At 68.5% G+C, this 25756-nt stretch carries 23 protein-coding genes; 12 read left to right on the top strand and 11 right to left on the bottom strand.

The window, feature by feature from the left end; all coding sequences use genetic code 11:
* Window positions 1-56 precede the first annotated feature (56 nt).
* From ACI6GS_RS10260 to ACI6GS_RS10250, 3 genes are all read right to left on the bottom strand, one after another.
* Entirely contained in the window at window positions 57-1661 is a 1605-nt protein-coding gene (locus ACI6GS_RS10260) for a stimulus-sensing domain-containing protein (protein WP_439817700.1), read from the bottom strand.
* 206 nt (window positions 1662-1867) lie between these two features.
* Window positions 1868-2569 carry a response regulator transcription factor gene (locus tag ACI6GS_RS10255; RefSeq protein ID WP_439817699.1) on the bottom strand — a complete coding sequence of 234 codons (702 nt, stop codon included), beginning with the start codon at window positions 2567-2569 and terminating at the stop codon, window positions 1868-1870.
* 149 nt (window positions 2570-2718) lie between these two features.
* On the bottom strand, window positions 2719-4053 hold the full coding sequence (locus ACI6GS_RS10250) for an MATE family efflux transporter (protein ID WP_439817698.1): 1335 nt from the start codon (window positions 4051-4053) through the stop codon (window positions 2719-2721).
* 164 nt (window positions 4054-4217) lie between these two features.
* On the opposite strand from ACI6GS_RS10250, the gene ACI6GS_RS10245 reads away from it, so the two are divergent.
* From ACI6GS_RS10245 to ACI6GS_RS10230, 4 genes are all read left to right on the top strand, one after another.
* Window positions 4218-5285 (top strand): hypothetical protein, encoded by a 1068-nt coding sequence (locus tag ACI6GS_RS10245; protein ID WP_439817697.1) that lies wholly within the window; start codon window positions 4218-4220, stop codon window positions 5283-5285.
* 15 nt (window positions 5286-5300) lie between these two features.
* The gene (locus tag ACI6GS_RS10240; RefSeq protein WP_439817696.1) at window positions 5301-6038 is read left to right on the top strand and encodes a HugZ family protein; all 738 of its coding nucleotides are present in this window, start codon (window positions 5301-5303) and stop codon (window positions 6036-6038) included.
* Between the two features lie 112 nt (window positions 6039-6150).
* On the top strand, window positions 6151-7758 hold the full coding sequence (locus tag ACI6GS_RS10235; protein ID WP_439817695.1) for a phosphoenolpyruvate carboxykinase: 1608 nt from the start codon (window positions 6151-6153) through the stop codon (window positions 7756-7758).
* 148 nt (window positions 7759-7906) lie between these two features.
* The gene (locus ACI6GS_RS10230) at window positions 7907-8674 is read left to right on the top strand and encodes a VOC family protein (RefSeq protein WP_439817694.1); all 768 of its coding nucleotides are present in this window, start codon (window positions 7907-7909) and stop codon (window positions 8672-8674) included.
* A gap of 12 nt (window positions 8675-8686) precedes the next feature.
* Here the strand turns inward: ACI6GS_RS10230 and cobA are convergent, their stop codons facing one another.
* Both cobA and ACI6GS_RS10220 read right to left on the bottom strand, forming a co-directional pair.
* The gene (gene cobA / locus ACI6GS_RS10225) at window positions 8687-9508 is read right to left on the bottom strand and encodes a uroporphyrinogen-III C-methyltransferase (RefSeq protein WP_439817693.1); all 822 of its coding nucleotides are present in this window, start codon (window positions 9506-9508) and stop codon (window positions 8687-8689) included.
* A 69-nt stretch (window positions 9509-9577) separates the two neighbouring features.
* Window positions 9578-10249, bottom strand: coding sequence for a TetR/AcrR family transcriptional regulator (locus ACI6GS_RS10220; RefSeq protein WP_439817692.1), 672 nt, complete (start codon window positions 10247-10249; stop codon window positions 9578-9580).
* Between the two features lie 68 nt (window positions 10250-10317).
* Between ACI6GS_RS10220 and ACI6GS_RS10215 the strand changes: the two genes are divergently transcribed.
* The 5 genes from ACI6GS_RS10215 (at window position 10318) to ACI6GS_RS10195 (ending at window position 14069) form a co-directional block, all read left to right on the top strand.
* The gene (locus tag ACI6GS_RS10215) at window positions 10318-11154 is read left to right on the top strand and encodes a TauD/TfdA dioxygenase family protein (RefSeq protein WP_439817691.1); all 837 of its coding nucleotides are present in this window, start codon (window positions 10318-10320) and stop codon (window positions 11152-11154) included.
* A 76-nt stretch (window positions 11155-11230) separates the two neighbouring features.
* On the top strand, window positions 11231-11890 hold the full coding sequence (locus tag ACI6GS_RS10210) for an SCO family protein (RefSeq protein ID WP_439817690.1): 660 nt from the start codon (window positions 11231-11233) through the stop codon (window positions 11888-11890).
* A complete protein-coding gene (locus ACI6GS_RS10205) occupies window positions 11887-12435 on the top strand; it encodes a c-type cytochrome (RefSeq protein WP_439817689.1) in 549 nt (182 codons plus the stop codon). The genes ACI6GS_RS10210 and ACI6GS_RS10205 overlap by 4 nt, the downstream gene beginning before the upstream one ends.
* An 81-nt stretch (window positions 12436-12516) precedes the next feature.
* On the top strand, window positions 12517-13320 hold the full coding sequence (locus ACI6GS_RS10200; RefSeq protein ID WP_439817688.1) for a transporter substrate-binding domain-containing protein: 804 nt from the start codon (window positions 12517-12519) through the stop codon (window positions 13318-13320).
* Between the two features lie 80 nt (window positions 13321-13400).
* On the top strand, window positions 13401-14069 hold the full coding sequence (locus tag ACI6GS_RS10195; protein WP_439817687.1) for an SDR family oxidoreductase: 669 nt from the start codon (window positions 13401-13403) through the stop codon (window positions 14067-14069).
* A gap of 342 nt (window positions 14070-14411) precedes the next feature.
* Here ACI6GS_RS10195 and ACI6GS_RS10190 read toward each other — a convergent pair whose 3' ends face one another.
* Window positions 14412-15110 (bottom strand): NnrU family protein, encoded by a 699-nt coding sequence (locus ACI6GS_RS10190; RefSeq protein WP_439817686.1) that lies wholly within the window; start codon window positions 15108-15110, stop codon window positions 14412-14414.
* Window positions 15111-15318: 208 nt separating this feature from the next.
* Between ACI6GS_RS10190 and ACI6GS_RS10185 the strand changes: the two genes are divergently transcribed.
* Window positions 15319-18633, top strand: a complete 3315-nt coding sequence (locus tag ACI6GS_RS10185) for a hypothetical protein (protein WP_439817685.1) — start codon at window positions 15319-15321, stop codon at window positions 18631-18633.
* A 23-nt stretch (window positions 18634-18656) separates the two neighbouring features.
* Window positions 18657-19346: a monofunctional biosynthetic peptidoglycan transglycosylase gene (gene mtgA / locus ACI6GS_RS10180; RefSeq protein WP_439817684.1), complete on the top strand. Its 690-nt coding sequence runs from the start codon at window positions 18657-18659 to the stop codon at window positions 19344-19346.
* A gap of 24 nt (window positions 19347-19370) precedes the next feature.
* On the opposite strand, the gene ACI6GS_RS10175 is transcribed toward mtgA, so the two are convergent.
* The 3 genes from ACI6GS_RS10175 to ACI6GS_RS10165 all read right to left on the bottom strand — a co-directional run bounded on the left by ACI6GS_RS10175 (window position 19371) and on the right by ACI6GS_RS10165 (window position 23121).
* The gene (locus ACI6GS_RS10175) at window positions 19371-19574 is read right to left on the bottom strand and encodes a hypothetical protein (RefSeq protein WP_439817683.1); all 204 of its coding nucleotides are present in this window, start codon (window positions 19572-19574) and stop codon (window positions 19371-19373) included.
* A complete protein-coding gene (locus ACI6GS_RS10170; protein ID WP_439817682.1) occupies window positions 19571-20725 on the bottom strand; it encodes a PepSY-associated TM helix domain-containing protein in 1155 nt (384 codons plus the stop codon). The genes ACI6GS_RS10175 and ACI6GS_RS10170 overlap by 4 nt, the downstream gene beginning before the upstream one ends.
* Before the next feature lie 77 nt (window positions 20726-20802).
* The gene (locus ACI6GS_RS10165; RefSeq protein WP_439817681.1) at window positions 20803-23121 is read right to left on the bottom strand and encodes a TonB-dependent receptor domain-containing protein; all 2319 of its coding nucleotides are present in this window, start codon (window positions 23119-23121) and stop codon (window positions 20803-20805) included.
* Between the two features lie 336 nt (window positions 23122-23457).
* Between ACI6GS_RS10165 and ACI6GS_RS10160 the strand changes: the two genes are divergently transcribed.
* Window positions 23458-23607 carry a hypothetical protein gene (locus ACI6GS_RS10160; RefSeq protein ID WP_439817680.1) on the top strand — a complete coding sequence of 50 codons (150 nt, stop codon included), beginning with the start codon at window positions 23458-23460 and terminating at the stop codon, window positions 23605-23607.
* Window positions 23608-23728: 121 nt separating this feature from the next.
* Here the strand turns inward: ACI6GS_RS10160 and pyrF are convergent, their stop codons facing one another.
* Window positions 23729-24421, bottom strand: coding sequence for an orotidine-5'-phosphate decarboxylase (pyrF, locus tag ACI6GS_RS10155; RefSeq protein ID WP_439817679.1), 693 nt, complete (start codon window positions 24419-24421; stop codon window positions 23729-23731).
* Window positions 24414-25754, bottom strand: a complete 1341-nt coding sequence (locus tag ACI6GS_RS10150) for a glutamine synthetase family protein (RefSeq protein ID WP_439817678.1) — start codon at window positions 25752-25754, stop codon at window positions 24414-24416. The genes pyrF and ACI6GS_RS10150 overlap by 8 nt, the downstream gene beginning before the upstream one ends.
* Window positions 25755-25756: the final 2 nt, after the last annotated feature.

Raw genomic sequence — 25756 nt, 5'->3', positions numbered from 1 at the left:
CCGCCGTCAACCGCACCCGTCACGCCTCGTGTCGGATTGTGTCAGGTCGGATTGTGTCAGGCGATCGCCGGCAGGTGGACGACGAAGCGCGCGCCCAGCACGCGGCCCTCGCCATCCAGGCGATTCTCGGCGCGGATCGCGCCGCCCCCGGCGGCCAGGATCTGCCGCACGATCGACAGGCCCAGGCCCGAATGATTGCCAAAGCCCTCGGCGCTGGGGCGTTCGGAATAGAATCGCTCGAACACCCGCTCCAGCGCCTCCTCCGGGATGCCCGGCCCCTCGTCCTCGACCGTCAGGACGACGTCGGGCCCCTGCCGTTCCAGCAGCAGGCGGATCGCCCCGCCCGGGGGGCTGAACGACACGGCATTGTCGATCAGGTTGCGCACCACCTGGCCCAGGCGCGATTCGACGCCGCGCACGATGAACGGCCCGGCATCCAGCGCCTGCGTCCCGACCACGGGGGCGCCGGGCCGGTCCTCGCCCCGCGCGCGCTCGTAGCTCGCCAGGCTCTCGGCCAGGGCCAGCAGGTCGATCGCCGTCGCCTCGTCGCGCGACAGTTCCGCATCCAGGCGCGAGGCTTCAGAGATGTCGGTGATCAGGCGGTCCAACCGGCGCACGTCATCACGCACCACGCGGCGCAGCACGGCCTGCTTCTCCGGGTCCTGGATGCGGTCCAGCAGTTCGACCGCGCTGCCGATCGACGACAATGGATTCTTCAACTCGTGCGCGACGTCCGCGGCGAAGCGCTCGGTCGCGTCAATGCGGGCATAGAGTTCGTCGGTCATCGCGCGGAGTGCCCGCGACAGGTCGCCGATCTCGTCCCCCCGCGTGCTGAAATCGGGGATGGCCACGCGCCGGTTGCGCCGCAGGCGCACCGCCTCGGCCGCGGCGGCAAGGCGGCGCACCGGCCGCGCGATGGTGCTGGCCAGGAACAGCGACAGGGCGGCCGTCAGCGCCATGGCCCCCACGAACACCTCCACGATCGCCAGGCGCTGGTCGCGCACCGCCTCGTCGATATCCGTCGCGACCGAGCTCAGCAGCAGGGCGCCCACCACCTTGCGCACCCGCTGCACCGGCACGGCATAGCTGAGCACCGGCGTGCCGGTCTCGGTCACGCGCTCCATGCCCGCCGGATTGCCGGCCAGCGCGCCGACGACCTCGACATAGTCGGCGGCAACCGCGCGCCCGTTCTCCAGCGCCAGCGGCCGGTCGCGGAAATCGGGCACCAGCGGCAGGACCAGGTCATAGAGCCACTCGAAGATCGAGCTCAGCCCCATCGCCTCCTCCGGCGGCGGCAGCGGCAGGCGGATCACGTCGCGCTGGCTGTCGGCGATGCGCGTGCCGCCGCTGTCGAAGATCTGCGCGCGGCTGCCCGTCGGCTCCGCCAGGCGGCCCAGGATCAGGCGCGCCGCGGGAATCGACAGCTCGGTCGCCTCGTCGTCCGTCGTCGCCGCCTCGCCCAATGCGCCCGCGATGATCCGCGCCTGCAGCGACAGGCTCTCCAGCCGCTCCTGGATCAGCCCGGCGCGATACTGGTCCAGGTACAGGACGGCGCCCACCAGCAGCGCCAGCGGCAGCAGGTTCACCGCCAGGATGCGCCGGGTCAGCGTCACCCGCGCACGCCGCCGTCGCTCCCCCGCTTCCGGACCTGTCGGACTCATCGTGTTCCTGGCACGCGTGGTTGGGACCCAGGATTGGAGCGGTCGGGTGTCAGGGTTGATCGCTGACCACCGCTCCCATCCCGATGTGAACCAACCGTGCCAAGTCCTTGCCGGTCGGTCCATGGGTCCCCCGCATGAAGCGGACGACACCGATGCAATGGGGGGACCGCCTCCCGCTCACGTCGAACGATCGCCGGGCGCGCGACCTATTCCTCGCTATAGCGGTAGCCGACGCCGTACAGCGTCTCGATCGCGCCGAAATCGTCGTCGACGGCCTTGAACTTCTTGCGCAGGCGCTTGATGTGGCTGTCGATGGTGCGGTCGTCGACATAGACCTGCTCGTCATAGGCCGCATCCATCAACTGGTCGCGGTTCTTCACATGGCCCGGCCGCTGGGCCAGGGCCTGCAGGATCAGGAACTCCGTCACCGTCAGGACCACCGGCTGCCCGGCCCAGGTGCAGGTATGGCGCACCGGGTCCAGGACCAGCCGCCCCCGCACGATGGTGGGCACCTCCGCCCCCGCCTCGCCCGGGCGGCGCACCGCCTCCGCGCGGCGCAGCAGGGCGCGGATGCGCTCGATCAGCAGGCGCTGGCTGAACGGCTTGCGGATGTAGTCGTCGGCACCCAGCTTCAGGCCCAGCACCTCGTCGATCTCGTCGTCCTTGGAGGTCAGGAAGATCACGGGCACGGCCGAGCTCTGGCGCAGGCGGCGCAGCACCTCCATCCCGTCCAGGCGCGGCATCTTGATGTCGAGCACGGCAAGATCCGGCAGTTCGCGACCGAAGGCGGTGAGCGCCTGGGCGCCGTCGCCATAGGTGCGCACGCGGAAGCCTTCCGCCTCCAGCGCCATGGAAACCGACGTCAGGATGTTGCGGTCGTCGTCGACCAGCGCGATCGTGGCACTCAACGCGTCTTCCCTCTCATCCAGACGGCCACGGGACCTGTGCCCCCGGGTCCGACTCTGGCTGCCCGCCGCACTACATTGGGCGCGCTGGCGGCAGAATTAAGGCCGCACGCGCCCAAGTGTAAGCATGGTCACAGCGCGACGTGTCCAGCCTACAGGCGGCGCAGCGGCCGGTGCGCCACGATCTGGAAGCGGACCGCCAGGATCAGGGCCGCCATGCTGGCGCCCGCCGCGATTCCCCAGAACAGGCCGGGCGCCCCCAGGCCCCGGTCGAAGGCCAGCCAATAACCCAGCGGCACCGAAACGGCCCAGAAACTGGCGGCCTGGGCCAGGGTCGGGAACCAGGGATCGCTCGCCCCGCGCAGCGCGTTGCCCAGCACCCCCTGCAGCCCGTCGCCCAGGATGACGGCGGCGACCACGGCCAGTCCCCCGGCGACCGGGGCCAGCAGCGCGGGATCGGCGGTATAGAAGGCCGCGACCTCCGCCCGCCACGCCAGCAGCGCCAGAGCAAGGCCACCCATAAGCAGCGCGATCAGGGTCGGCCCCGCCCAGCCGGCCTTACGCATGGCGGCGGCGTCGCCCTGCCCCACCGCATGGCCGACACGCACGGCGGTCGCCGCCCCCGTGCCGATCGCCGCCATGAACAGCACGGCGGTCACGTTGTTGCCGATCTGGTAGACGCTGAGCGCCGTCGCCCCCAGCCAGCCGGCAAAGATCACTAGCGTGGTGAAGGCGGTGCTCTCGACCCCTTGCGCGATGGCCAGGGGAAAGCCGATGCGCAGCAGGCGCCGCGCCATGCCGCGCACCGCCGTCGCCTTCACGCCGAAGCCCCAGGCCTGGCGCTGTGGCAGGACCGACAGCCAGATCAGCATCGGGATCGCCATGGCCCAGCGCGCGACCGACAGGGCGATCGCCGCGCCATCGGCGCCCATCGCCGCGAACGGGCCCCAGCCCAGCACCAGCGCGAAGCACAGCACGGCGAACACGACATTGGCGAAGGCCATGACGATCATGCCGGCCCGGGGCCGCCCCATCCCCTCCAGGAACAGGGTGCAGGTCACGAACAGCAGCAGGCCCGGCATGCCCCAGGCCAGCCGGGCCGAAACCGCGCCGGCACCATCGGCCAGGGCCGGCTGCTGCCCCACCGCATGGAGCAGGTCGCCGACGCCCAGGCAGGCCAGGGCCGCCAGCAGGCCCAGCACGCCGGCCATGCGCAGCGCCACGCGCAACACCGCCCCGCACTGCTCGATCTGTCCGGCACCGCGTGCCTGTGCCGCCAGGACCAGCGTGCCCTGCAGCGCGCCGATGCCAACCAGCTGGATCACCACCTGCGGCGCCAGGCCCAGGCCCAGGAAGGCCAGTTCCTCGCCGCCGGAGCGGCCGACCAGGATCGTGGCGACCGTCAGCATGATCAGCATGCCGGTGCGGCTGGCGATGACGGGTCCCGCCAACAGGGCGGTGTCGATCAGATGACGATGGAAGGGCAAGGACGATTTATTCACCCGTTTCAGCCTCGCCGCCCTGACTTCCCATTCCGACGTCGCATTTCCCACACCGTACCAACGCGGATAGTAGTGTCAATTTTTTGGTTTCACGGAGCATCCAAATCAAATATGATTGCTCTCTCAAATTGCACCCAAACGATAATCAAATGACCGACCAGATCTCCACCGCTATTAGACAAGACTCAAAGACTTGTTTTGTAATCTGTCCTATTGGTATTGGCGATGTTCGGACTCGATCCGATGATTTATACAATAACGTAGTTAAGCCGATTTGTGAGGAATTTGGCTATCGAGCAGCAAGAATTGTCGACGACAATCAACCGGGCGAGATAACCCCTAAAATAATTGAGTCCATATTTGAATCTGATTTGGTTATCGCCGACCTCACAGGACGCAATCCAAATGTGTTTTACGAACTTGCCTTGAGGCATTTTGTTGCGAAGCCCTATATCCACCTGATATCAGATATCAATGAGCTTCCTTTTGACATAAAAGATATCAATGTTATTAATATATCCGGGACTAGCTTCTCTGATTTGAGAAGAATAGAAAAAGAACTTCGCGAACATATAAAAGCGGCCGAATCAAATCCTAACATTTTTCAAAATGTAGTTGCTCGTTACCGAACACATAAGAAAATTGCCGAGGATCCTGATCCACAGGGCACTATACTAACTCAGATGCAAGACGAAATGGCGATGCTCAAGCATCAGGTGCGCGAGCTATCTGCGGACGGAGCCAGGCGAACACATAGAATAACTTCCGAGAATCCCAGCAGACAAGCGGCAATGCTGGCCCAAATGCAGGACGAAATAGCAACGCTTCGAGAAAAACTAAGAGAATCCCTGACCGCAGGAACCATAGAAAATATAGATAACTCCATGAGCCTTCCATCAAAGTCTAGCTTTGGCGAGGTTGGCGATAGAGAATTAGATCTTATTCTGAAGATTATTGGAGGTTATGCCCACCTAGAGCCGTCTACAATCAAGACAAGAATCACAAAGATGGAAAATGAAATTGCAAATGGCGAGCCCACGCAATCTATGAGAATTAAAGCAGTAAAATCCGATAGGACTCTCACAATCAACGGCTCAACCGATGACAACGGCCGCATCTCATTTAAAATATTTGTAAGCGAACCCGGAGGGAGAATCGTTCACAACAGTCGACTAGCAAGAGATGACAAGGGCGAATGGCATCAACTCTATGACTAACATTTGGCGACGATCATGAGCCGGACCGAGCCGACATCCGATCGTTTCGACATTGCCGTGGCCGCACGGCGGCTGGTGCGCAGCCAGCCGACCGCGGCGCTGGCCACCGTCATGGCGGACGGACAGCCCTATGCCTCGCTGGTCCTGGCGGCGGTCGACCAGGTGGGGCAGCCGATCCTGCTGATCTCGGGCCTGGCCGAGCATACCAAGGCCCTGAAGGGCGACGCCCGCTGCTCGCTGCTGTTCGACGGCACGCAGGGGCTGGACAGCCGCCTGACCGGCGCGCGGGTCAGCCTGGTCGGCACGGCCCAGGTCACGCAGGACGCCGGCCTGAAGGCGCGCTTCCTGGCGCGGCATGCCGACGCCGCCGGCTACGCGGGCTTTGGCGACTTCGCCTTCTGGCACATGACGGTGGAGCGGGCGCACCTGGTCGCCGGCTTTGGCCGCATCCACTGGATCGCGGGCGATCTCTATCGCGGCCAGCCGGCCCCGGCCCTGGCTGCGGCGGAGGCCGACATCCTGGCCCACATGAACGAGGATCATGCCGACGCCATCGCGCTTTATGCGCAGCACCTGGCGGCACGCCCGGCCGAGGGCTGGCGCATGACCGGCTGCGATCCGGAGGGCCTGGACCTGGGGCGGGGTGCTGACAGTGTTCGGCTGGACTTCCCGTTCGCCGTGACCGACGCCCCTTCGGCCCGCAAGGCCTTGGTCGCTTTGACGCAGGACGCACGGGCCAAGGGAACCCCCTAGGCACATTGCGGTAGAGGGGCGTGCACCTTATGTTGCACGCACGCGCGGGATAGTCGGTGACGCGGCCCTTTGGGGGGACTGCGATGCCTTTTCGTTTCCAGGAGGGATTTTCGTGCTTCAGTCCGGCCCAACCATCAGCCATGTAGGCCTTGACGCGCAGGGTCTGCGCAATCTTCGACATGCCTACTGGAACCTGGAAGTTCCGGCGCTGTACGAGGAAGCGATCCGGCGCGGCGAGGGCGTCATGGCCGACGGCGGGCCGTTCGTGGTGCGCACAGGCCAGCATACCGGCCGCTCCGCCAACGACAAGTTCATCGTCCGCGATCCGTCCTACGAGAACGACATCTGGTGGGGCAAGTCGAACGCCCCCATCGAGCGCGGCCATTTCGAGCAGATCAAGCGCAAGGTGCTGGCCTATTACCAGGGCCGCGACGCCTTCGTGCAGGACCTGTACGGCGGTGCCGACCCGACCTATCGCCTGCCGGTGCGCGTGGTCACGGAGAGCGCCTGGCACTCGCTGTTCATCCGCAACCTGCTGATCGTGCCGCCGGCGGCCGATCGCGCCGCCTTCGTGCCGCAGTTCACGATCATCCAGGCGCCCGGCTTCCTGGCCGATCCGGCCCAGGACGGCAGCCGCTCGGAAGTCGTGATTGCCGTCGACTTCGCCGAGAAGCTGGTGATCATCGCCGGCACGTCCTACGCGGGCGAGATCAAGAAGTCGGTCTTCACGATCCTCAACTACCTCCTGCCGGCGCAGGGCGTGATGCCCATGCACTGCTCGGTCAATGTCGGTGCGCGCGGCGATTCGGCCGTGTTCTTCGGCCTGTCCGGCACCGGCAAGACGACCCTGTCGGCCGATCCCGACCGCACCCTGGTCGGCGATGACGAGCATGGCTGGACCGACCATGGCGTCTTCAATTTCGAAGGCGGCTGCTACGCCAAGATGATCCGGCTGAGCGCCAAGGCCGAGCCCGAGATCTATGCCGCGACGCGCCGCTTCGGCACCGTGCTGGAAAACGTCGTGATCGACGAGAACAGCCGCGTGGTCGACCTGGACGATGCCCGCTATGCCGAGAACACGCGCGGCGCCTATCCCCTGTCGTTCATCCCGAACGCCAGCACGACGGGCCTGGCCGGCAATCCTGAGAACGTGATCATGCTGACGGCGGACGCCTTCGGCGTGCTGCCGCCGATCGCGCGCCTGTCGCCGGAACAGGCCATGTACCACTTCCTGTCGGGCTACACGGCCAAGGTTGCAGGCACCGAGAAGGGCGTGGGGACCGAGCCGCAGGCGACCTTCTCCACCTGCTTCGGCGCCCCCTTCATGCCGCGTCATCCGACGGTGTACGGCAACCTGCTGAAGGAGAAGATCGCCCGCCACGGTGTGAAGTGCTGGCTGGTCAATACCGGCTGGACCGGCGGCGTCTTTGGCGTCGGCCACCGCATGCCGATCGCCGTCACCCGCGCCCTGCTGAAGGCGGCGCTGGACGGGTCGCTGGCCAATGCGCCGACGCGGATCGATCCCAACTTCGGCTTCCAGGTGCCCACGGCGGTGCCGGGCGTGCCGACCGACGTTCTCGACCCCCGCTCCACCTGGGCGGACAAGGCGGCCTATGACGCCAAGGCGCGCGACCTGGTCGGCCTGTTCATCAAGAACTTCGCCCAGTTCGAGGCGCACGTGGACGAGGGCATCCGCAACGCGGCACCCAAGGCCGCCTGAGCCTGGGCGACGCACCACAGACGAAAGGGCCGCCCTGGGCGGCCCTTTTTCTTTGTGCTGACGACACACGAAGAGACAAGAACAAAATGACAACACGCTGAATGCGGGCTATAGGTCGGTCCACAGACAAAGGATCGGAGGACTGCCCATGCCTGCCCCCCACGGTGCGTTCGTCTGGTACGAACTGGTCACGCCCGACACGGCCGCCGCTGCTGCGTTCTATGGCAATGTCATTGGCTGGGGGACCCAGGACGGAGGCAGTCCGGACATGGACTACACCCTGTTCACCATGGGCAGCGACCTTGCCGCCGGGCTGATGGCGCCGCCACCAGGCATGGACATGGGCCCGGTCTGGATCGGCTATGTCGCCGTCGACGATGTCGACGCAACCGCGGCCAAGGCGACGGCCCTGGGCGGTACCGTGCACCAGCCGCCGCACGACATTCCGGGCGTTGGGCGCTTTGCCATCATCGGCGACCCGCAGGGGGCGGTGCTGGCGATCTTCCGCGGCGGCCCCGACTGGACGACGGAACCTGCCCAGATGGGCCAGGACGGCCGTGGCGGCTGGCACGAGCTCTACGCCGCCGACCATGCCACGATCCTGGACTTCTATGTCCAGCTGTTCGGCTGGCGCAAGGACCAGACGCTGGAGATGGACGGCATCACCTACCAGCTGTTCATGCCCCAGACGGACGCGGCCATCGGCGGCGGCATCATGACCAAGCCGGCCGAGATGCCGATGCCGTCCTGGCAGTACTATTTCCAGGTACCCGGCATCGACACGGCGCTGGATCAGGTCAAGGGCAACGGCGGCCAGGTCCTGAACGGCCCGATGGAGGTGCCCGGCGGCGCATGGATCGTGAACGCCATCGATCCGCAGGGGGCCATGTTCTCGCTGGTCGGCCAGCGCGGCTGACGCGGCGCCAGCTCAACCGGCGGCGCGGGCAACCCCCAGGGGATCGGGATCGAGGGCGGCGCCGGCCAGGGCTGCCTGCCAGTCCAGGGCGCCGCGCAGGCGCACGTTCTCACCCACCACCAGCATGGCGGGCGCGGTGATCGCCGCGGCGCTGGCCACGTCCGCGATCGTCGCCAGGGTCGCCGTCACCACGCGCTGCTGCGGCAGCGTGGCGTGGGCGACGACCGCCGCCGGTTCCGCGCCGCTGCGCCCGCCCGCGATCAGCTCGGCCGCGATCTCGGCCAGGTTGGTCAGGGCCATGTAGACGACCAGCGCCTGGGTGCCAGCCGCCAAAGCCCGCCAGTCGACGCCCCCGCCGGATGCCGCATGGCCGGTGACAAAGGTGACGGAGGAGTTCGTGGCGCGGTCGGTCAGGGCGATGCCGGCCGCCGCCAGGCCCCCGATCCCGGCCGAGATGCCGGGCAGGACGCGGAAGGGGATGCCGGCGCGCACCAGGGCCAGCGCCTCCTCGGCGCCGCGCCCGAAGACGAACGGATCGCCACCCTTCAGCCGCAGCACCCGCCGGCCCGCGCGCGCCAGCTGCACCAGCCGGGCCGAGATCTCCACCTGGCGGGGCGAAGGGCGCCCGGCCCGCTTGCCCGCACGCTCCAGCACCGCGCCGGGCCGCGCCATGTCCAGGACCAACGGCCCGACAAGGTCGTCGTGCAGGATGACGTCCGCCTGTTCCAGGGCATTGGCCACGGCCAGCGTCAGCAGCCCGGGATCACCGGGACCGGCACCGGCCAGCCAGACCGTGCCGGGCTCAAAGACGGGAAACGCCAGGGATGTGCGCATGGAAATCACACTGGTGCGGCACGCCGCGCATTTCAATCCAAGACACCGCTGTGGAACCAGCAACCCGACTCACGACGCCAGGCTGCGCACCATGATCGTGGTCAGTTCGTCCTCCAGCGCGGCATCGCGCAGGCGCAACGGCCCGGGATCGTTCAGCACGATGTTCACCAGGACCCCGAACAGGACCTGGTAGGCGATCGCGATCCGCAACGCCGACGCCGCCTCGTCCGCGGGCGTCATCGCCTTGAGCAGCAAGGGGATCGCCGCTCTGACCAGGGTCTGCCCCTGGGCCTTGAACGGGGCCCAGCGGCTATGGTCGGTGGAGCTGCGCTGCAGGGCGGCCCGCATCGTCCCCTCGTGCGCGCGCATCCAGCCGACATGCGCCTCGACCAGGATGCGGCAAATCGTCTGCACATCGCCCGCCGTCGCGGCGGCGGCCAGGGCCTGCCGCCCCAGGCCCACGGAATGGGCCAGGGCCAGGTGCTCGAGCGCGTTCAGGAAGGCGTCCTTGCTCTCGAACCGGGCATAGAAGGCGCCGACGCTCGCCCCGATCGCGTTGCACAGGCCATCGATCGACAGGTCGTCATAGCCGCCGCGGCGCAGGATCCCCTCCCCGGCCTGGAGCAGGGCGCGCATCGTGTCCTGACTGCGCTTCTGGCGCGCGGGCGTCACCCCGGGCAGGACCGTGTCCCCCAGGTCGAAATCAGCGATATGCGGTTGGTCTGCGATGACGCTGGACAAGAAAAAGAATCCGAACTATCGTTTCTATATCATCACTATGCCGCACAAGAAGGCGAGAGGGAACAGCGATGGGCACGGCAACGATCGAGATCCGCAAGGTTGGGGCCCGCGTCGGCGCGGAGATCCTGGGCGTGGACCTGTCCCGCCCCGATGGCGCCCTGGCCCGCCTGATCCGCGAGGCACTGGACGAGCATGGCGTCGTCTTCTTCCGCGACCAGCGCCTGACACCCGACCAGCACGTCGCGCTGGCGGAGCGGTTCGGTCCGATCAACATCAACCGCTTCTTCCGCACCGTGGCCGACTACCCGATGATCGCCGAGGTGCGGAAGGAGCCGGACCAGACGATGAACATCGGCGGCGGCTGGCATACCGACCATTCCTATGACCTGGAACCGGCGCTGGGCTCGATCCTGGTCGCCCGCGACCTGCCGCCGTCCGGTGGCGATACGCTCTTCGCCAGCATGGTCCATGCCTATGAGACGCTGCCGGACGAGATGAAGGCGCGCATCGCCGACCTGAAGGCCGTCCACTCGACGGCGCACGCCTTTGGCGCCAAGTCGGCCTATGCCAAGGATACGGGCATGAAGAATGCCCACATGGCGACGCATGACACCGTGCACCCGGTCGTGATCCGCCACCCCGCCAATGGCCGGCCCGTCCTCTATGTCAATCCGGGCTTCACCGTCCGCTTCGATGGCCAGACCGAGGAGGAGAGCCGCCCCCTGCTGCACGCGCTGTTCGAGCACGCGATGCGGCCGGAGCATGCGATCCGCTTCCAGTGGCGCCCCGGCTCGGTTGCCTTCTGGGACAACCGCGCCACCTGGCACAAGGCCGAGAACGACTATCACGGCGAGCGCCGCGTGATGCACCGCATCACCATCGAGGGCGTGCCCCTGGCCGCCTGAGCGGCGGCTTGCGGCGCGCTGAGGCACGCCGCCGCTGGCGGGTGCGCGGCCGCGCGAAACAGGCTAGGACAGGTCGATGCATGTGCGTCGACTGATCCTGCCCATCCTTGCGGTGCTGTGCCTGGGGGCCGGCATCGCCCTGGGCCTGCGCCTGCTGGCGCCGGACCCCGCGCCGCCAGCGCCGGGCCTGGCGATCGCTCCCTTTGCCCTGGTGGGGCCACAGGGCCAGGTGGTGACCGAGCGGCCGACGCAGGACCGCTGGCGCCTGGTCGTGTTCGGCCACGCCGGCTGCAGCGACATCTGCATGGAGGCGCTGGCCGAACTGGCCGAGGCGCTGGACGCCCTGGGCGAGGACACCAGCCGGGTCGAGGCGCTGTTCGTCACGATCGACCCCGGCCGCGACAGCGTGGAGGACCTTGCCAGTTTTGCCGCCACCTTCGATGGCCGCATCGTGCCCCTGACTGGCAGCCAGGCCCAGGTGGACCAGGCCATGCGCGCCTTCCATGTCGGGGTCGAGGAGACGGGTCCCGCGCCGGCGCAGGGTGCGGGGGCCCCGGACGCCGCCGCGCCGCGGCCGGCCCGGCGCAGCACGCCGGCCGCCTTCCTGGTCGCCCCCAGCGGGCGCCTGGTGCGGCTGTTCGGTCCCGGCACGCCCGGCGTCGTCATGGCGGAGGTGCTGCGCGACCTGCTTGGTCCGGTGGCGACTCCGGTTCCGCTGTCGGCGGGAACGACATGAGGCGGCGCAAGCCCGGGCGCGGGTTGCTCGCCCTTCCCCGTCTCGCCCTCCCCGTCCTGGCCCTGGCCTGCGCGCTGACCAGCCTGGGGGCCTGGGCCGTGCTGCGGGTGGAGGCGGCACCCAGCGCGGCGGCCTGGCCCGATGCCGGCAACGCGACCCTGGTGCAGCAGGGCGCCCGCCTGGCGCAGGCTCATTGCGCCACGTGCCACGGCGCCGACCTGGCCGGTCAACCGGGCTGGCAGCAGCCCAGACCCGATGGCTCGGTCGCGGCGCCACCGCTGGATGCCAGCGGCCCCGCCTGGCAGCGCGCCGATGCCGCCCTGTTCGCGATCATCGCCCGCGGTCCCGAAGCCGGCACCGCCGGCGTGCTGAGCCCGATGCCCGGCTTTGCCGACCGCATGACGGCGGACGAGGTCTGGGCCGTGATCGCGTATCTGCGCAGCCGCTGGCCGGTCGGCCACCAGGCGTTCCAGGCCCTGCTGAACCCGGAGCCGCGCGGCCTGCCCCCCGCCGATGGCGCCTGGACCTTTCCCGCACGCTTCTGACCGCCCCTGCGCTTGCGGCCAGGGGGCTATTGCTTCCAAGATCCCGTCCGGGGACTGAGGGAGTGTGGGGACGTGGGGGCGATGCGGCGGATCGCGGGACCGGTGCTGGCGACTCTTGTGCTGGCGACTCTCGCCCTGGTGGCACTGGCCGCCGGCAAGGCGGCCCAGGCCGAGGGCCGCGCGATCCGCCTGGGCACCACGCCGGAAGCCTATCCCCCCTTCACCTGGGTCGATGAGGACGGGCAGCTGCGCGGGTTCGAAATCGACCTGGCCCAGGCCGTGTGCGCGGCCGCCCGGCTGGACTGCACCTGGGTCGTCGAGCCGTGGGAGACGATCATCCCGGCGCTCCGGGACGGTCGCTTCGACGCGATCGCCGCGAGCATGTCGATCACCGCCGAGCGCCGCCGCAAGGTCGACTTCAGCGAGCCCTACTACAACACCCCGGCCTGGTTCGTCGGCCGCCGCGACCAGGCCATCGCGCTCGACCGCACGGGCCTGAAGGGCCGTTCGGTGGGGGTGCAGGTCCTGACCATCCACTTCAACTTCGTCCAGGCGAAGTTCGGCGACGTCCTGGCGATCCGCACGTTCGACACCCAGGCCGAGGCCAACCGCGCCCTGGTCAAGGGCGATGTCGACCTGCTCCTGGCCGACTCGCTCAGTGTCTATGACTCGCTGCTCTCCACGCCCGAGGGGGCGGCGTTCGAGCAGAAGGGCCCGCCAATCGTCGATCCGATCATGGGCGACGGCGTCGGCTTCGCCGTGCGGCCCGGCGACGATGCCCTGCGCGAGCGCCTGAACGCCGCGATCCAGCAGATCCGTCGCGACGGCACCTATCGCGTGATCAACGACCGCTATTTCACCTTCGACGTCTACGGCGCCGAGTAGAGGCAACGCGCGGCCCCCTTCGCCATTAGCGTTCCTGGTCAAGGCCGCCGCCCCGCACGGCCCAGGAAAGGACACGGGACATGCCGCACGTACTGATCACCGGCACCAGCCGGGGCATCGGCCTGGAATTCGCCAGGGCCTATGCCGAGGACGGCTGGACGGTCCACGCGCTGGCCCGCAATCCGGCGCGCGGACCGCAGGCGACGCTGAACATCCGCCACTACGAAGGCGACGTGACCGACCAGGCGGCGATGGAGCGCCTGGCGCTGGACCTCAGCGACGTGTCGCTGGACCTCGTGATCGCCAATGCCGGCGTCTATGGCCCGGCTCAGCAGACCCTGGCCGGCATGGACTATGACGCCTGGGCGCAGACCTTCCAGGTCAACACGATCGCCCCCATGCGCCTGATCCAGGGCCTGGTCCCGCATTTGGCGCGGGCCAAGGGCCGCTTCGTCGCGATCTCGTCCTCCATGGCGTCGATCGCCGGGACGGGACCCGGCTTCTATGCCTATCGCACGTCCAAGGCGGCGCTCAACATGCTGGTCCGGCTCCTGGCCCAGGACCTCAGGGAGCGGGGCGTCACGACGGTGGCGTTGGACCCCGGCTGGGTCCGCACCGACATGGGGGGACCGAACGCGCCGCTGAGTTCACAAGAAAGTGTAGAGGCGCTGCGCCGCACAATCTCGACTCTGACGCTAGAGGATAGCGGCAAGTACTTGAAATATGACGGCTCGCCCCTCGCTTGGTAAGGCCGCGCGTTGCGGCGCTGCAACAGGAGCGATTTCTTGTGCCCGTGCGTTGATGCCGTCACGATGAACGAAACATCAAGGGAGGCTGGAATGGCGATCGATACCTTGATGACTGGGGCCGCCTTCATGTTCTGCCTGCTGGTCGTGGTGGGTCTCTTCTAGAAGGGATCCGCGTCGCGGCTGGCAAAACACACGGCCTGGTCCTGCGCCTTTGGCGGGGACAGGGCCGAAAGATCGACAGGAAGACCCAACAGACTCAGGCCCCGCATCGCTGCCCGATGCGGGGCCTTTCATTATCGGGCCGCACGGCCGGGCCTCGGGGCCGGTCCTTAGGCCCCTTGCTCAGAACAGGGCGCCGCGGTCGATCACGGGAACGCCAAGAATGTCGCCGTGGAAGAGCAGGACAAGCGCCCACAACGCGATACCACCCAGCCAATGCCACCAGGCGATCTCGCCCAGCGCCAGGCGATTGCGGCCGCCCAGGATCGCCGCAAAGGGCACGTTCGAGGTGATTGCCGCAAAGCGCTGCCACGCCGCGCCGTGCGTGGCGGCGCGGCGCCGGTCGATCAGCAGCGGTCCCCACAGCGCCAGCACCAGCATCGTGCCGAACAGGATCAGCGATGCGCCGTCACCATTAGCCAGCAGGTGCAGCACCGACCACGCGACGACCGACCACATGAAGGGATGGCGCGTGATACGCAGCACGCCGCGGGCGGGCTCCGCCCGTTCCAGCGTCGCCTCCTGCCCCACCGCCGTGGGGTTGCGCGTCATCAGGCCCGAGAAGAACAGGATGAACACCGGCAGCATCAGCGTCATCGCCAGGTGGCGCGAACCGGGCAGTTCCCCCCACAGGAACGGACCATAGGCGGCCTGGTTGTAGGCCCAGGCCAGCCAGGCGATGCCCAGGATCGAGACGACGGAGAACAGCCCTTGGTACGCCGGCGCTCCCAGCAGGCCAACCAGGCGCCCGCGCAGGGCGGTGCCAGGGACCAGGATGTGAACGGCCAGGAAGAACACGGCAGCAGCGGCCAGGGAGATCATCGCATCACCCAGTCATTCGCGCCCCTGGCACCGGCCAGGGCAAAGGTCTCGCCCGGCATTTTCTGGTCCATCGGGGGCGAAGTCTACGCGTTCCGCGCAGTCGCGCGTAGAATCGGCGGTCGAATCACGATGGGCCGTCGCCAGCGCCGCCGGCCGCCAGGGTTGTGTTGCGGACAGTGCGGCGTCGGACGGGGAGCCCAAGCCACAGATGAGTGCCGATGTGGACCGTCAGCTTGACCATCTGGGGCTGAAGCCCCCAAGCCCCAATCCCCAGGGCCAGCCGCCGGAGCCGCGTGGCGGCGACCCAGGCGACCGCCCGCCGCCCGGCGGCGGACGCCGACGCGCGCCGATCGGCCTGATGGCCCTGATCGCGGGCAGCGCCGCCTGGGTCGGCCTGTGCCTGGCCTATCTCTCGCAGGCGGTCGGGCTCGAGGGCCTGGCGTTCCTGCTGCCGCACGAAGTGGCGGCGCTGTGCATCGGCGTCTTCATGCCACTGGCCTTTGTCTGGCTGGTCGCGCTCTACCTGCGCCGCTCGGACGAGCTGCGCGGCATGGCCAACACCATCCAGGGCGTGCTGCGCGACCTGACCTATCCGGTCGAAGGCTCGGAAAGCCGCGTCGCCACGATCAGCGACAGCCTGCGCCTGCAATCGCGGGAGCTGATGAAGGCCGGTGAGTTCGCGATGGCGCAGGTGCGCACGATCGAGGACGCCTTCCGCCGCCAGGCGAGCGAGCTGGTCCGGGCCTCCGGCCAGGCCGCCAGCCATGCCGAGGGGATCCGCGACCAGCTGGTGCAGGAAACGCGCGACGTGGCCGACCTGGCCGACCGCGTGCAGGCCCAGGCGGTCGCCATCCGCCAGGCGCTGGACGAGCGGGTGCGCACCCTGGTCAACGATGCCGAACAGGCAGCCCGCCGGGCCGAGGCCGCGGGCGGCAGCCTGGCCGGCCAGACCAAGACCCTGATCGACGCCAGCGAGCGGGCCGCCGCCCGGGCCGAGGGCGTGGCCGGCACCCTGAACGGCGTCGTCGCCGGCCTGGACCAGGCGGCGGCCAAGGCGCTGGAGCGCGTCGACACCGTGGCCGAGCTCTATCGCGAGCGGGCGGCCGAAATCTCCGCCGCGGGCGAGGCGGCGCGCACCGCGGCCGAAGCCGCGGGCGACGGGCTGGGCCAGCGCGCCGCCGAACTCCACACCCTCTCGCACCAGATCGCGGAGCGCACCGGCACCATCGCCAGCGACTTCGACGCCCAGGCGGCAGCCCTGCGCCAGGGCCTGCTCGACCATGCCGGTGCCCTGGACGAGGTCGCCCGCGCCCATGGCCAGGCCCTGATGGCCAATGTGGACGAGGCGATCGGCCGCCTGGACGGCCTGGGGGCCGCGTTCCAGCGCGAGGCCGACTATGCCGTCCACACCGCCGACCGCGCGGCGGAGGCGATCACGGCCACGACCGAACGCACCGCCGGGCAGCTCAACACCCTGGCCGACACGCTGGACCAGCGCACGGGCCAGCTGGCCCAGGCGATCACCGATTCGACGGCCCTGATCGACACCGCCGCCGACGGCTTTGCCCGAGGCGCGGACGCGGTGCGCCAGTCGGCCGAAGGCGCCAGCAGCTGGCTGAAGGAGGCGGGCAATTCGGTCCGCACCCAGATGACCACGCTGGACGAGGCGAGCACGCGCGCCCTGGCCCGCCTGGGGGAGAGCAGCAGCACCCTGTCGCGCGCGGCGCAGGACCTGGACGGCGCCACCAAGACGGCGGGCGAGCGCATCCGCGCCGACGCTGGCGAGCTCAAGCGCATTGCCGAGGAACTGACCCAGGCCAGCATCCAGGCCAATGCCAGGGTTTCGCAATCGGGCGACGCGCTGCGCCAGCAGGCGGCCAACCTGGGCACCGTGGCGGGCGAGGCGGAACTCCGCATGGGCGGCCTGACCGAGCGCTACGAAGGCATGGTCGGCCGGATCGAGCAGGCCGCCAACCTGGCGCAGCAGCGGACAGTCGACCTGGAGGAGAAGATTGCTGCGCAAAGCGAGACGCTGGCCAAGGTCTCGCGCCTGGTCGCGGGCGAGATCGACAAGATCGGCAGCCAGATCACCGGCTATGTCCGCCAGCTGACCGAGGCGGCCGGCCGGGCCGCGGCGGACACCGAGCTGGCCGGCGGACAGTTCGACCGCCAGGCCCAGGGGCTGATCGACACCTCGCGTCGGACCCAGGAGTCGATCGCCGACAGCGGTGCCGCGCTGCAGCGCCAGTCGGCGGAGCTGCTGGCCGCGGCGGACCACGCCGTGCAGCGCATCGCCCAGATCGCCTCCGCGCTTCGCGCGCAGGGGGACGAGGTGGGCGCCGGGGCCGACCGCGCGGGCAGCCGCATCGACCGCCTGGGCGAGGTCCTGCGCCAGAAGACGGGCGACTTCGACCAGGCGGTAGAGACGATCGCGCGGCGGGTCGGGCAACTGGGCGAGTCCTTCGAGCGCCAGGTGGGTCAGGCCGAAGCCCTGGCCGAGCGGGTGTCGGCCCGCGTCGATGCCGTGGCCGAATCGCTGGCAGAGCAGAGCAAGGGCCTGGGCGGCATTGCCGAGCGCGCCTCGGACGATGTCGCGCGCGCCAGCCAAAGCCTGCAGGCCCGCGCGGCCGAGGTGGCCCAGCACGCCCAGACCTCGGTTCAGTCGATCGCGACTGTCGCCGCGGCGCTGGAAGGACACAAGAAGCAGCTGGACGGCGCCCTGCTGGCCGCGGCCCAGGCGATCCACGAGGCGGCCGAGATGCTGCGCCAGGACGAGCAGGCGATCGCCAACGCGGCCAATGTCGTGGTCGACCAGGTCCGCTCCGCGGCCGGCGCCGTGCGCCAGGAACGCCAGGCGCTGGACGGCGAGGCAGGCAAGTCGGCGGCGGCCATCGCCGGTGCGATCAAGGACGTCAGCGCCCAGAGCGGCGAGTTGCGCCGGTCCGCCGACATGGCTGCCGACGCTGTCGCCAAGGTAGGCGACAGCCTGCAGGCCCGGGGCAAGGAGCTGCTGGCCCAGGCCCAGGCCGCGGCGGAGATCGCGGCCCGCGCTGCCGCCACCTTTGCCGAACAGGGCGCCGCCCTGGTCGCCGATGCCGAGGAGATCGAGGCCAAGACGCGCGACCTGGTCGATGCCGACCGCGAGGAACGCCGCACCATCACGCTGAAGGGCTCCGCCGCCATCGTGGAGGGGCTGAACTCCCTCTCGATCGACCTGACCCGCGCGCTTGAGGACGAGGTGCCGGAGGACATCTGGAAGCGCTATGTGAAGGGCGAAAAGACGATCTTCTCCAAGCGCCTGGCCTCGGCCCGCCATCGTTTCAGCCACGAGGCGATCGCCCGCAAGTACCGCGACGACGGCGAATTCCGCACCTATGTCCAGCGCTACCTGCGGCAGTTCGAGGAACTGCTGGACCGGGCGGTGGACGTCGACCATGACGACTACCTGTCGACCACCTTCCTGTCGTCGGATGTCGGCAAGCTGTACCAGCTGCTGGCCCAGGCGATCGGGCGCGAAGGCTGACCGGGGCGGCGCGTCCCGCCCGCGTGAAGCCGCGCGGGCGCCGGCTATGGCGCCTGGCCCTGGCCGCCGTGCTGGCTCTGCCCGCGGCCAGCGTCCTGGTCGTCCTGCTGTGGGGCCTGGTGCCGCCACCCGTCACCTGGCTGATGGTCATGCGCAGCATCGAGGACGGTGTCGGCATCGACGCCCCCTGGACGCCCTATGACGACATCGCCGACGTCATGAAGCGCACGGTGGTCGCGGCCGAGGATGCGCGCTTCTGCAGCCATCACGGCTTCGATTGGGAGGCGATCGAACAGGCGCTGGACCGGCTCAATTCCGGCCGCTCGCTGCGTGGCGGCAGCACGATCAGCCAGCAGGTGGCCAAGAACGTCTTCCTGTGGCCGGGCCGGACCTGGACGCGCAAGGGGCTGGAGGCCGGCTTCACCGTCCTGATCGAGGCCTTCTGGTCCAAGCAGGGCATTCTCGAGATGTACCTGAACGTCGTCGAGTGGGAGCCCGGCGTCTATGGCATCGCCGCGGCCGCGCGGCACCATTTCGACACCACGCCCGACCGGCTGACGGCGCGCCAGGCGGCGCTGCTGGCGGCCGTCCTGCCCAATCCCCTGGAATGGAACGCCGGCCGGCCCGGCGGCTATGTCAGCTCCCGCGCTGCCACGCTGCAGGCCCGCGCCCGCAGCGTCCGCCCGGCCGACATGCCCCCCTGCGGGCGATAGCGCGCAGCCGCTTCGCCCCACCCCTCAGGTTCGGGGGGCGCCAGGCTTGAGCCAGGACCAGGCCATGACCAGGACCAGCGCGCCAAGCGCCGCCCAGGAGAGGGCATCGGCCGGGCCATTGCCGACCAGGGCCGACACCAGCCCGACCAGCGTCACCACCACCAGCAGCAGGGGCACCGCGAAGATGCGCGACAGGCTGAGGCCCGCGCGACGCTGCGTCCCGCTCATTCGCCCGGCGCCGGGACCAGGCCCCGCCCCTCGCCCAGCTCCTCGGCCAGCCGCGCCTCCGCCGGGACGCGCCGCCGCTTCAGCCAGAGATACAGGCCGCTGCCCAGCACCACGATCGTGGCCAGGTCGAGCAGGGCCCAGATGATCTTCAGCGGCAGTCCGCCGTAATTGCCGAAGTGCAGCGGCTGCGATAGCAGCAGCGCCTTCAGGTACCAGGGCAGTTCGCGCACGTCGGTCAGGGTGCCCGTCGCCCCCTCGACCAGGAACGGCTTCACCAGGTGCTCGGTCAGGGGGGTGCTGCCATGGAGGTAGACGGCATAGTGGTGCGGCGTGCTGAACGCGGTGCCGGGAAAGGCGATGAAGGCCGTTTCCATGTCCGGCGCCTGGGCCAGCGCCGTCGCCACCGCGGCATCAAGGGAGCCGAGGCGAGTCGGCGGCGACTGGCCGGCATAGGGGGCCGAAATCTCGGCCATCTCCCCGTTCTGCCAGGCCATGACCAGCAGGTCGTCCAGCGTGTTCAGGATGCCCGTCAGGCCCACGACCAGCGCCCAGCCCAGGGTCACGACGCCGATCATGTTGTGCAGGTCCAGCCAGCGCGTGCGCGGGCTGCGGTCCTTGCGCACCGTGCCGAACGGCAGGCGCCGCATGAACGGGGCATAGAGCACGACGCCGCTGACGATGGCGACGACGAACAGCAGGCCCATCAGGCCCAGGAACAGCTTGCCCGGCACGCCCATGAAGAGGTCGACGTGCAGCGAATACATCAGGCCCATGAAGCCGCCGCGCAGCGTCGGCTCGTCCAGCTTCTGGCCCGTCATCGGGTCCATGACGATGAACTGCATGGCGTCGATGTCGGCATCCGGGCGCGGCCCCAGGGTGACGAAGACCTCGGGGTGCTCGGCACTCGGCGGACTGAAGTACAGCGGCACCAGGCCGGGCTTGTGCGCCTGGGCATTGGCCAGGATCTGGTCCATCGGCATGCCCAGTTCGCCATTACCGGAACTGGCCGCGTGCGCCCCCGTCAGGGCGTCGATCTCCTCGTGGAAGATCAGCGGCAGACCGGTCAGGCACAGGACCAGCAGGAAGACCATCGAGACCAGGCTGGTCCACTTATGCACCCAGGACCATGCCCGCAGGCTGCGCGCGCTCATCCCTCAAACTCCCCTGCTGGCGCCGGTATGCTGCTCATGCTGATACCGCAACTGAGTCTCAAAATCATCCTCGGCGATCAGAAATGTGCCTCCAGGCCCAGGCCCCAGGTCCGTGGCGCGTTGAGCTGAGCCGTCAGGGTGCCGAAATCCGAGAGAAGGAGCGGCGATTCGTCGTTGAAGATGTTGGCCATGTAGGCGAACACCCGCATCGAGCCATAGGTATAGCCCACCTGCCCGTTAACCTTCACATAGTCATCGGTGCGGAAGCGGCCGATATTGTCGACGTCGGAGAAGTAGGAATCGGAGTAGCGCACATCGATTCCCGCGTCGAAACCACTCTGGTGCTCGTAGTCGACACCGAATGCCGCGGTGAATCCGGGGGAAAAGGGCAGGTCGTTGCCCTCCACGCCAGATCCGGGATAGTCCTCGATCGCGGTGCGCAGCACGCCGATATCACCGAACACGGTCAGGCCCGGCGCCACGCGATAGCGGGCCCCCAGTTCCACGCCATAGGTCGTCGCCCGCTCCGCATTGCGGATGACGGTCGACAGCGGGCCCAGCTGGAACGGCAGCTGCAGCCCGTCATAGTCCGCGAAGAAGATGTTGCCGGTCAGCTGCAGCGCGCCGTCCATCAGGTCGGCCCGGCCGAACGCCTCGTAGTTCCAGACATACTCGGCATCGTAGATATAGGCCGTGACGGGATTGCCGAATGTGACGCCGGCCCCCCCTGCATTGAAGCCGCGGGCGATGGTGACGCCCGTCGTCCATTCGTCGCCCAGGTACCAGGTCAGGCCGAAGCGCGGCAGGAAGGCGTCGAACGTCTCCTCGAACGCGATGGGGAACAGCGTGCTGCGCCCCACCCGCTCGCGATGCTCGCTCTCGTAACGGCCGCCGATGGTGAGGTCCAGGGCATCGGTCAGGGAAATGTCGGCCTGGCCGAACACGGCATAGGTGTTGGTCTCGTCCTCGAACACCGACGGGACAAAGAACAGGAAGTCTTCGGTCTGCTCGTTGTGGAAATAGTGCACGGCAGCAATGCCGCGAACCGTGCCACCCGCCAGGTTATAGCGCAGAAGCGGCTCGACCAGGATCTCATCCCCATCGATGTCGACCTTGCCGCCACCGATCCCGGGAGCACGGCGGATCACGCCGACGCTGGTATAGGTGAACGTGTTTTCCAAAGTGAACTGGTCGTTGATCTCCCACGAAGACCGGGCGATGCCGCCGGTCGTCGTCTCCTGGAACTGCGGCTGGAAGCTGCCCAGGTTGGTGTGATCCTCGAACGGGCGGGTCGTGCCGCTCGTCTGCGGCGACGTCGCGTCAGAATGAGTGACGGTGAGGAGCGTGGTGAAGCCGGGCAAGGCCTGCGGCTCGATCAGCAGCTTGGCGCGGACGTTCAGCAAGTCCTTGTCGCTGGGATCCGCCACATCCTCGAAGCCCGCATTGTGGACCTGGTCGCGCGACTGGCGGTGGTTGACGGCCAGGCGGAAGGCCAGCTGCTCCGCGACCAGGGGGCCAGAGACGACCGCCGCCCTGTCGAAGGTCTCCAGGTTGCCGCCGATGATGCGGCCGCCGAACTCCCAGTCATAGCTGGGGTCGTTCGTCTCCACGATCATCGCGCCGCCGATCGCGTTGCGGCCCTGGATCGTGCTTTGCGGCCCGCGCAGGACCTCCACCTGCTTCACGTCCCAGAACGGCGCATCGCCATAGACGATCTCGTTATAGCTGCTGGGGCGCCCGTCGACCTGAACGTTGAAGCGGGGCCGCACCCCCGCGATGAAGGCATCGCCCCCCTTGGCGGGGCCCGTGCCGTCGATGCCGCGCACGGTCGGGGCCTGGCTGCCCTGGCCGGTGGTGGTGACGTTCGCCGTGTTCTCCAGGACGCCGCGGCCGGTCGCCAGCGTGCCAACGCGCCGTTCCAGCGTCGCCTCGTCGAACACGGCGATGCTGGTCGGGCTGTCCATGACCGATCGCTCGACCCGTTCGCCGGAGACGGTCAATGTGGGCAGGACCATGGCGCCTGCCGCTTCGGCACCAGTGGCGGCGGGGACGACGGTCGCGACGGAGCCGTCGAGCGCATAGGTCAGGCCGGTGCCCGCCAGCAGCCGGCCCAGTGCATCCCGGGGAGGCACCGCGGCGTTCAGGCCAGGCGAGCTCAGGCCCGCGGCCAGGCCCTGCGGATCGCTGACCGTCAGGCCCGACTGGCGTGAGAACGAATCAAGGACGGAAGACAGGCTTCCCGGTGCCAGGCGGAGCCGCACGGCGCCCGCCTGCACCTCCTCGGCTTGTCCTTGCGCCACGGACGGCGCGACGCCAAAGCCTTGAAAACCCACGACGAATGCAGCCAGCGCCACGCCCCGGCCCATGCGGGCCAAGGCCCGTCCCCCAATGTTCATGATTATCCCCAAAACCACAGTTCGCGTGCGCGACTGCGTCTCGCTCGCAGCAGCGGCATGGCCCTCGACACGCCGCTGCTGCACCCACCGTGCCTACGCGGAGGACGATCTCACAAATAATAATGACTCGCAATCGCTGATTTGCCGCGGCGACGCGCCGTTATGGGTCAGCGATGGAACGAACTGGTGATGGCCGGATGGAGCAGTTTGTTCGAGCGAGGGTGTCTTCCCCCCGACCCTCCAGCCTCAGCTCCCGGCCGATATCAGTTCGTTCACGGACGGCTTCCGCCCGCGACGTTCGCGTGGCACACTTGCTCCGGAGAGAAAGAGGACGAAATGGGCAAGATCGAGGACGCCGACGAGCAATTGGTTGAGCCGACCGCGCAGCGGGAAGCCTGGGTACGTCCGGACGTCTCACGCATCCCCATGATTGGTGCTGCGTTCAATCCAGCGGGCTTTAACAGCGACACGATGTATGGGTCGTGATCTCAGGCCGACGATGACAGAAGCAGCCCAGGCATCCACAGCGCCCCTGCGAGGTCGCATCCTCGGTAGCCGCCGATCTGTGGCGTCGTCATAGGCGCTCTCCAGCCGGAAGCCAGGCGCCTCAGGCGGCGGCGATTTCCGCAACAATGGCGGCCGCAGCGGCGGCGGGATCGGGGCTGCGCGTGATCGGCCGGCCGACCACCAGGATGTCGGCCCCGGCCCTGATCGCGGCAGCGGGGGTTGCGATGCGCTTCTGCCCGCCGCTCTCGGTCCCTTCGGGCCGGATGCCGGGCACGACCAGAAGCCGGCCTGGGCCCGCCAGCGCGCGCAGACGCTCGATCTCCAGGGTCGAGCAGATCAGGCCATCGGCCCCGGCGTCCAGGCTGGCCCGGGCCCGGCGTTCGACCAGATCGGCCACGCTCCCGGACAGGCCCTCGGCCGCCAGGTCCGCCTGGTCGCGGTCGGTCAGCACGGTGACGGCCAGGATCCTGAGGCCGCTGTCGCCCCGCGCGGCGACGGCTGCGGAGACGGTGCGCGCATTGCCCTCAACCGTCAGCAACTGCGCGCCCAGGCGACGGATGGAGCCGACGCCGTTCGCCACCGTCTCGCCGATGTCATAGAGCTTGGCGTCCAGGAAGACGCGTGCACCTTGCTCCGCCAGTTCGGCGGCCAGGTCCAGCCCGCCGGCAAAGATCAGCTGGTGGCCGATCTTGAACCACCCGACATGGGGGCGAAGCGCTGCGACCAGCGCCCGCGCCTGCCCGACATCGGGCAGGTCGAGCGCCACGCACAGATGCGCGCGCGGATCAGACATTGAGCAGCAGGTGCTCGCGCTCCCAGGCGCTGATGACCTGCTGATAGGCGTCGTGCTCGGCCTGCTTGATCTCGATCAGCAGGGTCACGAAGTCGTCGCCCAGCGTCTCGCGCAGATCGTCGGAGCCGTGGAACTTGTGCAGCGCGTCCGGCATGTAGCGGGGCAGCGCGAATTTCAGGCGATAGGCGCTGCCGACGACCGGCGGCGTCGGCTCCAGCCCCTTGACCATGCCCAGATAGCCGCAGGCCAGCGTCGCCGCGATCACCAGATAGGGATTGGCATCGGCCCCCGGCACGCGGTTCTCCACCCGCCGGGCATTGGCCTCGGACTCGGGCACGCGCAGGCCGGCGGTGCGGTTCTCCCGCCCCCAATGCACGTTGATGGGGGCCGACATGTGCCGCGTCAGGCGGCGGTAGGAGTTCACGTTGGGCGCGATCATCGGCATCGCCGCGGGCAGGTACTTCTGCAGCCCGGCGATGTAGGACAGGAACAGCGGGCTGTCGTTGCCCTCCTCGTCCGCGAACAAGTTGCGTCCCGTCTCCAGGTCGACCACCGACTGGTGGACGTGCATGGCGCTGCCCGGCTCGTTCGAATAGGGCTTGGCCATGAAGGTCGCATAGACGCCGTGGCGCTGCGCCGCCTGGCGCACGGTGCGCTTGAACAAAAAGGCCTGGTCCGCCATCGACAGCGGGTCGGAATGGTTGAAGTTGATCTCGCACTGGGCGGTGCCGCCCTCGTGGATCAGGGTGTCGACGTCGATGCCCTGGATGTCGCAGGCACGGTAGACATCCTCGAAGATGGGATCGAATTCGTTGACCGCGTCGATGCCATAGGACTGGCTGCCCGTCTCCGGCCGGCCGGAGCGACCGATGGGCGGCGTCAGGGGCAGGTCGGGATCGGTGTTCTTGGCGACCAGGAAGAACTCAAGCTCCGGCGCCACGACCCCGGCCCAGCCGCGGTCGGCATACATCTTGATGATGTTCTTCAGCACCTGGCGCGGGGACACGTGCACCGGCTTGCCATCGCGATAGACGCAGTCGTTGATGACCTGCGCCGTCGGCTCGTTGTACCAGGGCACCAGGGACAGGGTGTCCGCATCGGGGACCAGGACGATGTCGGGCTCGACCGGGTCGGCGACGTCGGAGTCGACGAACTCCCCCGTCACCGTCTGGGTGAAGATGCTCTCCGGCAGGCGCAGCGACTTGTCGCCGGCGCTGCGGATGAACTTCTGCGCCGGCAGGATCTTGCCCCGGGCGATCCCGGACATGTCCGGTACCAGGCATTCGATCTCGGTGACGCGCCGCTCCTTGAGCCAGGTCTCGATGTCCTTCATCC

The sequence above is a fragment of the Zavarzinia sp. CC-PAN008 genome (assembly GCF_051903925.1).
GTDB lineage: Bacteria > Pseudomonadota > Alphaproteobacteria > Zavarziniales > Zavarziniaceae.
This window is presented reverse-complemented; position numbering and strand designations above follow the sequence as displayed.

Bases quoted from the DNA above. Each gene is read 5' to 3' on its own strand.
- ACI6GS_RS10245 (WP_439817697.1), top strand. From the start codon at position 4,218: ATGACCGACCAGATCTCCACCGCTATTAGACAAGACTCAAAGACTTGT.
- ACI6GS_RS10170 (WP_439817682.1), bottom strand. From the start codon at position 20,725: ATGAGCGCGCGCAGCCTGCGGGCATGGTCCTGGGTGCATAAGTGGACC.
- ACI6GS_RS10190 (WP_439817686.1), bottom strand. From the start codon at position 15,110: ATGATCTCCCTGGCCGCTGCTGCCGTGTTCTTCCTGGCCGTTCACATC.
- ACI6GS_RS10240 (WP_439817696.1), top strand. From the start codon at position 5,301: ATGAGCCGGACCGAGCCGACATCCGATCGTTTCGACATTGCCGTGGCC.
- ACI6GS_RS10215 (WP_439817691.1), top strand. From the start codon at position 10,318: ATGGGCACGGCAACGATCGAGATCCGCAAGGTTGGGGCCCGCGTCGGC.
- ACI6GS_RS10260 (WP_439817700.1), bottom strand. From the start codon at position 1,661: ATGAGTCCGACAGGTCCGGAAGCGGGGGAGCGACGGCGGCGTGCGCGG.
- ACI6GS_RS10160 (WP_439817680.1), top strand. From the start codon at position 23,458: ATGGGCAAGATCGAGGACGCCGACGAGCAATTGGTTGAGCCGACCGCG.
- ACI6GS_RS10185 (WP_439817685.1), top strand. From the start codon at position 15,319: ATGAGTGCCGATGTGGACCGTCAGCTTGACCATCTGGGGCTGAAGCCC.
- ACI6GS_RS10205 (WP_439817689.1), top strand. From the start codon at position 11,887: ATGAGGCGGCGCAAGCCCGGGCGCGGGTTGCTCGCCCTTCCCCGTCTC.
- pyrF (WP_439817679.1), bottom strand. From the start codon at position 24,421: ATGTCTGATCCGCGCGCGCATCTGTGCGTGGCGCTCGACCTGCCCGAT.
- ACI6GS_RS10165 (WP_439817681.1), bottom strand. From the start codon at position 23,121: ATGAACATTGGGGGACGGGCCTTGGCCCGCATGGGCCGGGGCGTGGCG.
- ACI6GS_RS10150 (WP_439817678.1), bottom strand. From the start codon at position 25,754: ATGAAGGACATCGAGACCTGGCTCAAGGAGCGGCGCGTCACCGAGATC.
- cobA (WP_439817693.1), bottom strand. From the start codon at position 9,508: ATGCGCACATCCCTGGCGTTTCCCGTCTTTGAGCCCGGCACGGTCTGG.
- ACI6GS_RS10210 (WP_439817690.1), top strand. From the start codon at position 11,231: ATGCATGTGCGTCGACTGATCCTGCCCATCCTTGCGGTGCTGTGCCTG.
- ACI6GS_RS10200 (WP_439817688.1), top strand. From the start codon at position 12,517: ATGCGGCGGATCGCGGGACCGGTGCTGGCGACTCTTGTGCTGGCGACT.
- ACI6GS_RS10195 (WP_439817687.1), top strand. From the start codon at position 13,401: ATGCCGCACGTACTGATCACCGGCACCAGCCGGGGCATCGGCCTGGAA.
- ACI6GS_RS10230 (WP_439817694.1), top strand. From the start codon at position 7,907: ATGCCTGCCCCCCACGGTGCGTTCGTCTGGTACGAACTGGTCACGCCC.
- ACI6GS_RS10175 (WP_439817683.1), bottom strand. From the start codon at position 19,574: ATGAGCGGGACGCAGCGTCGCGCGGGCCTCAGCCTGTCGCGCATCTTC.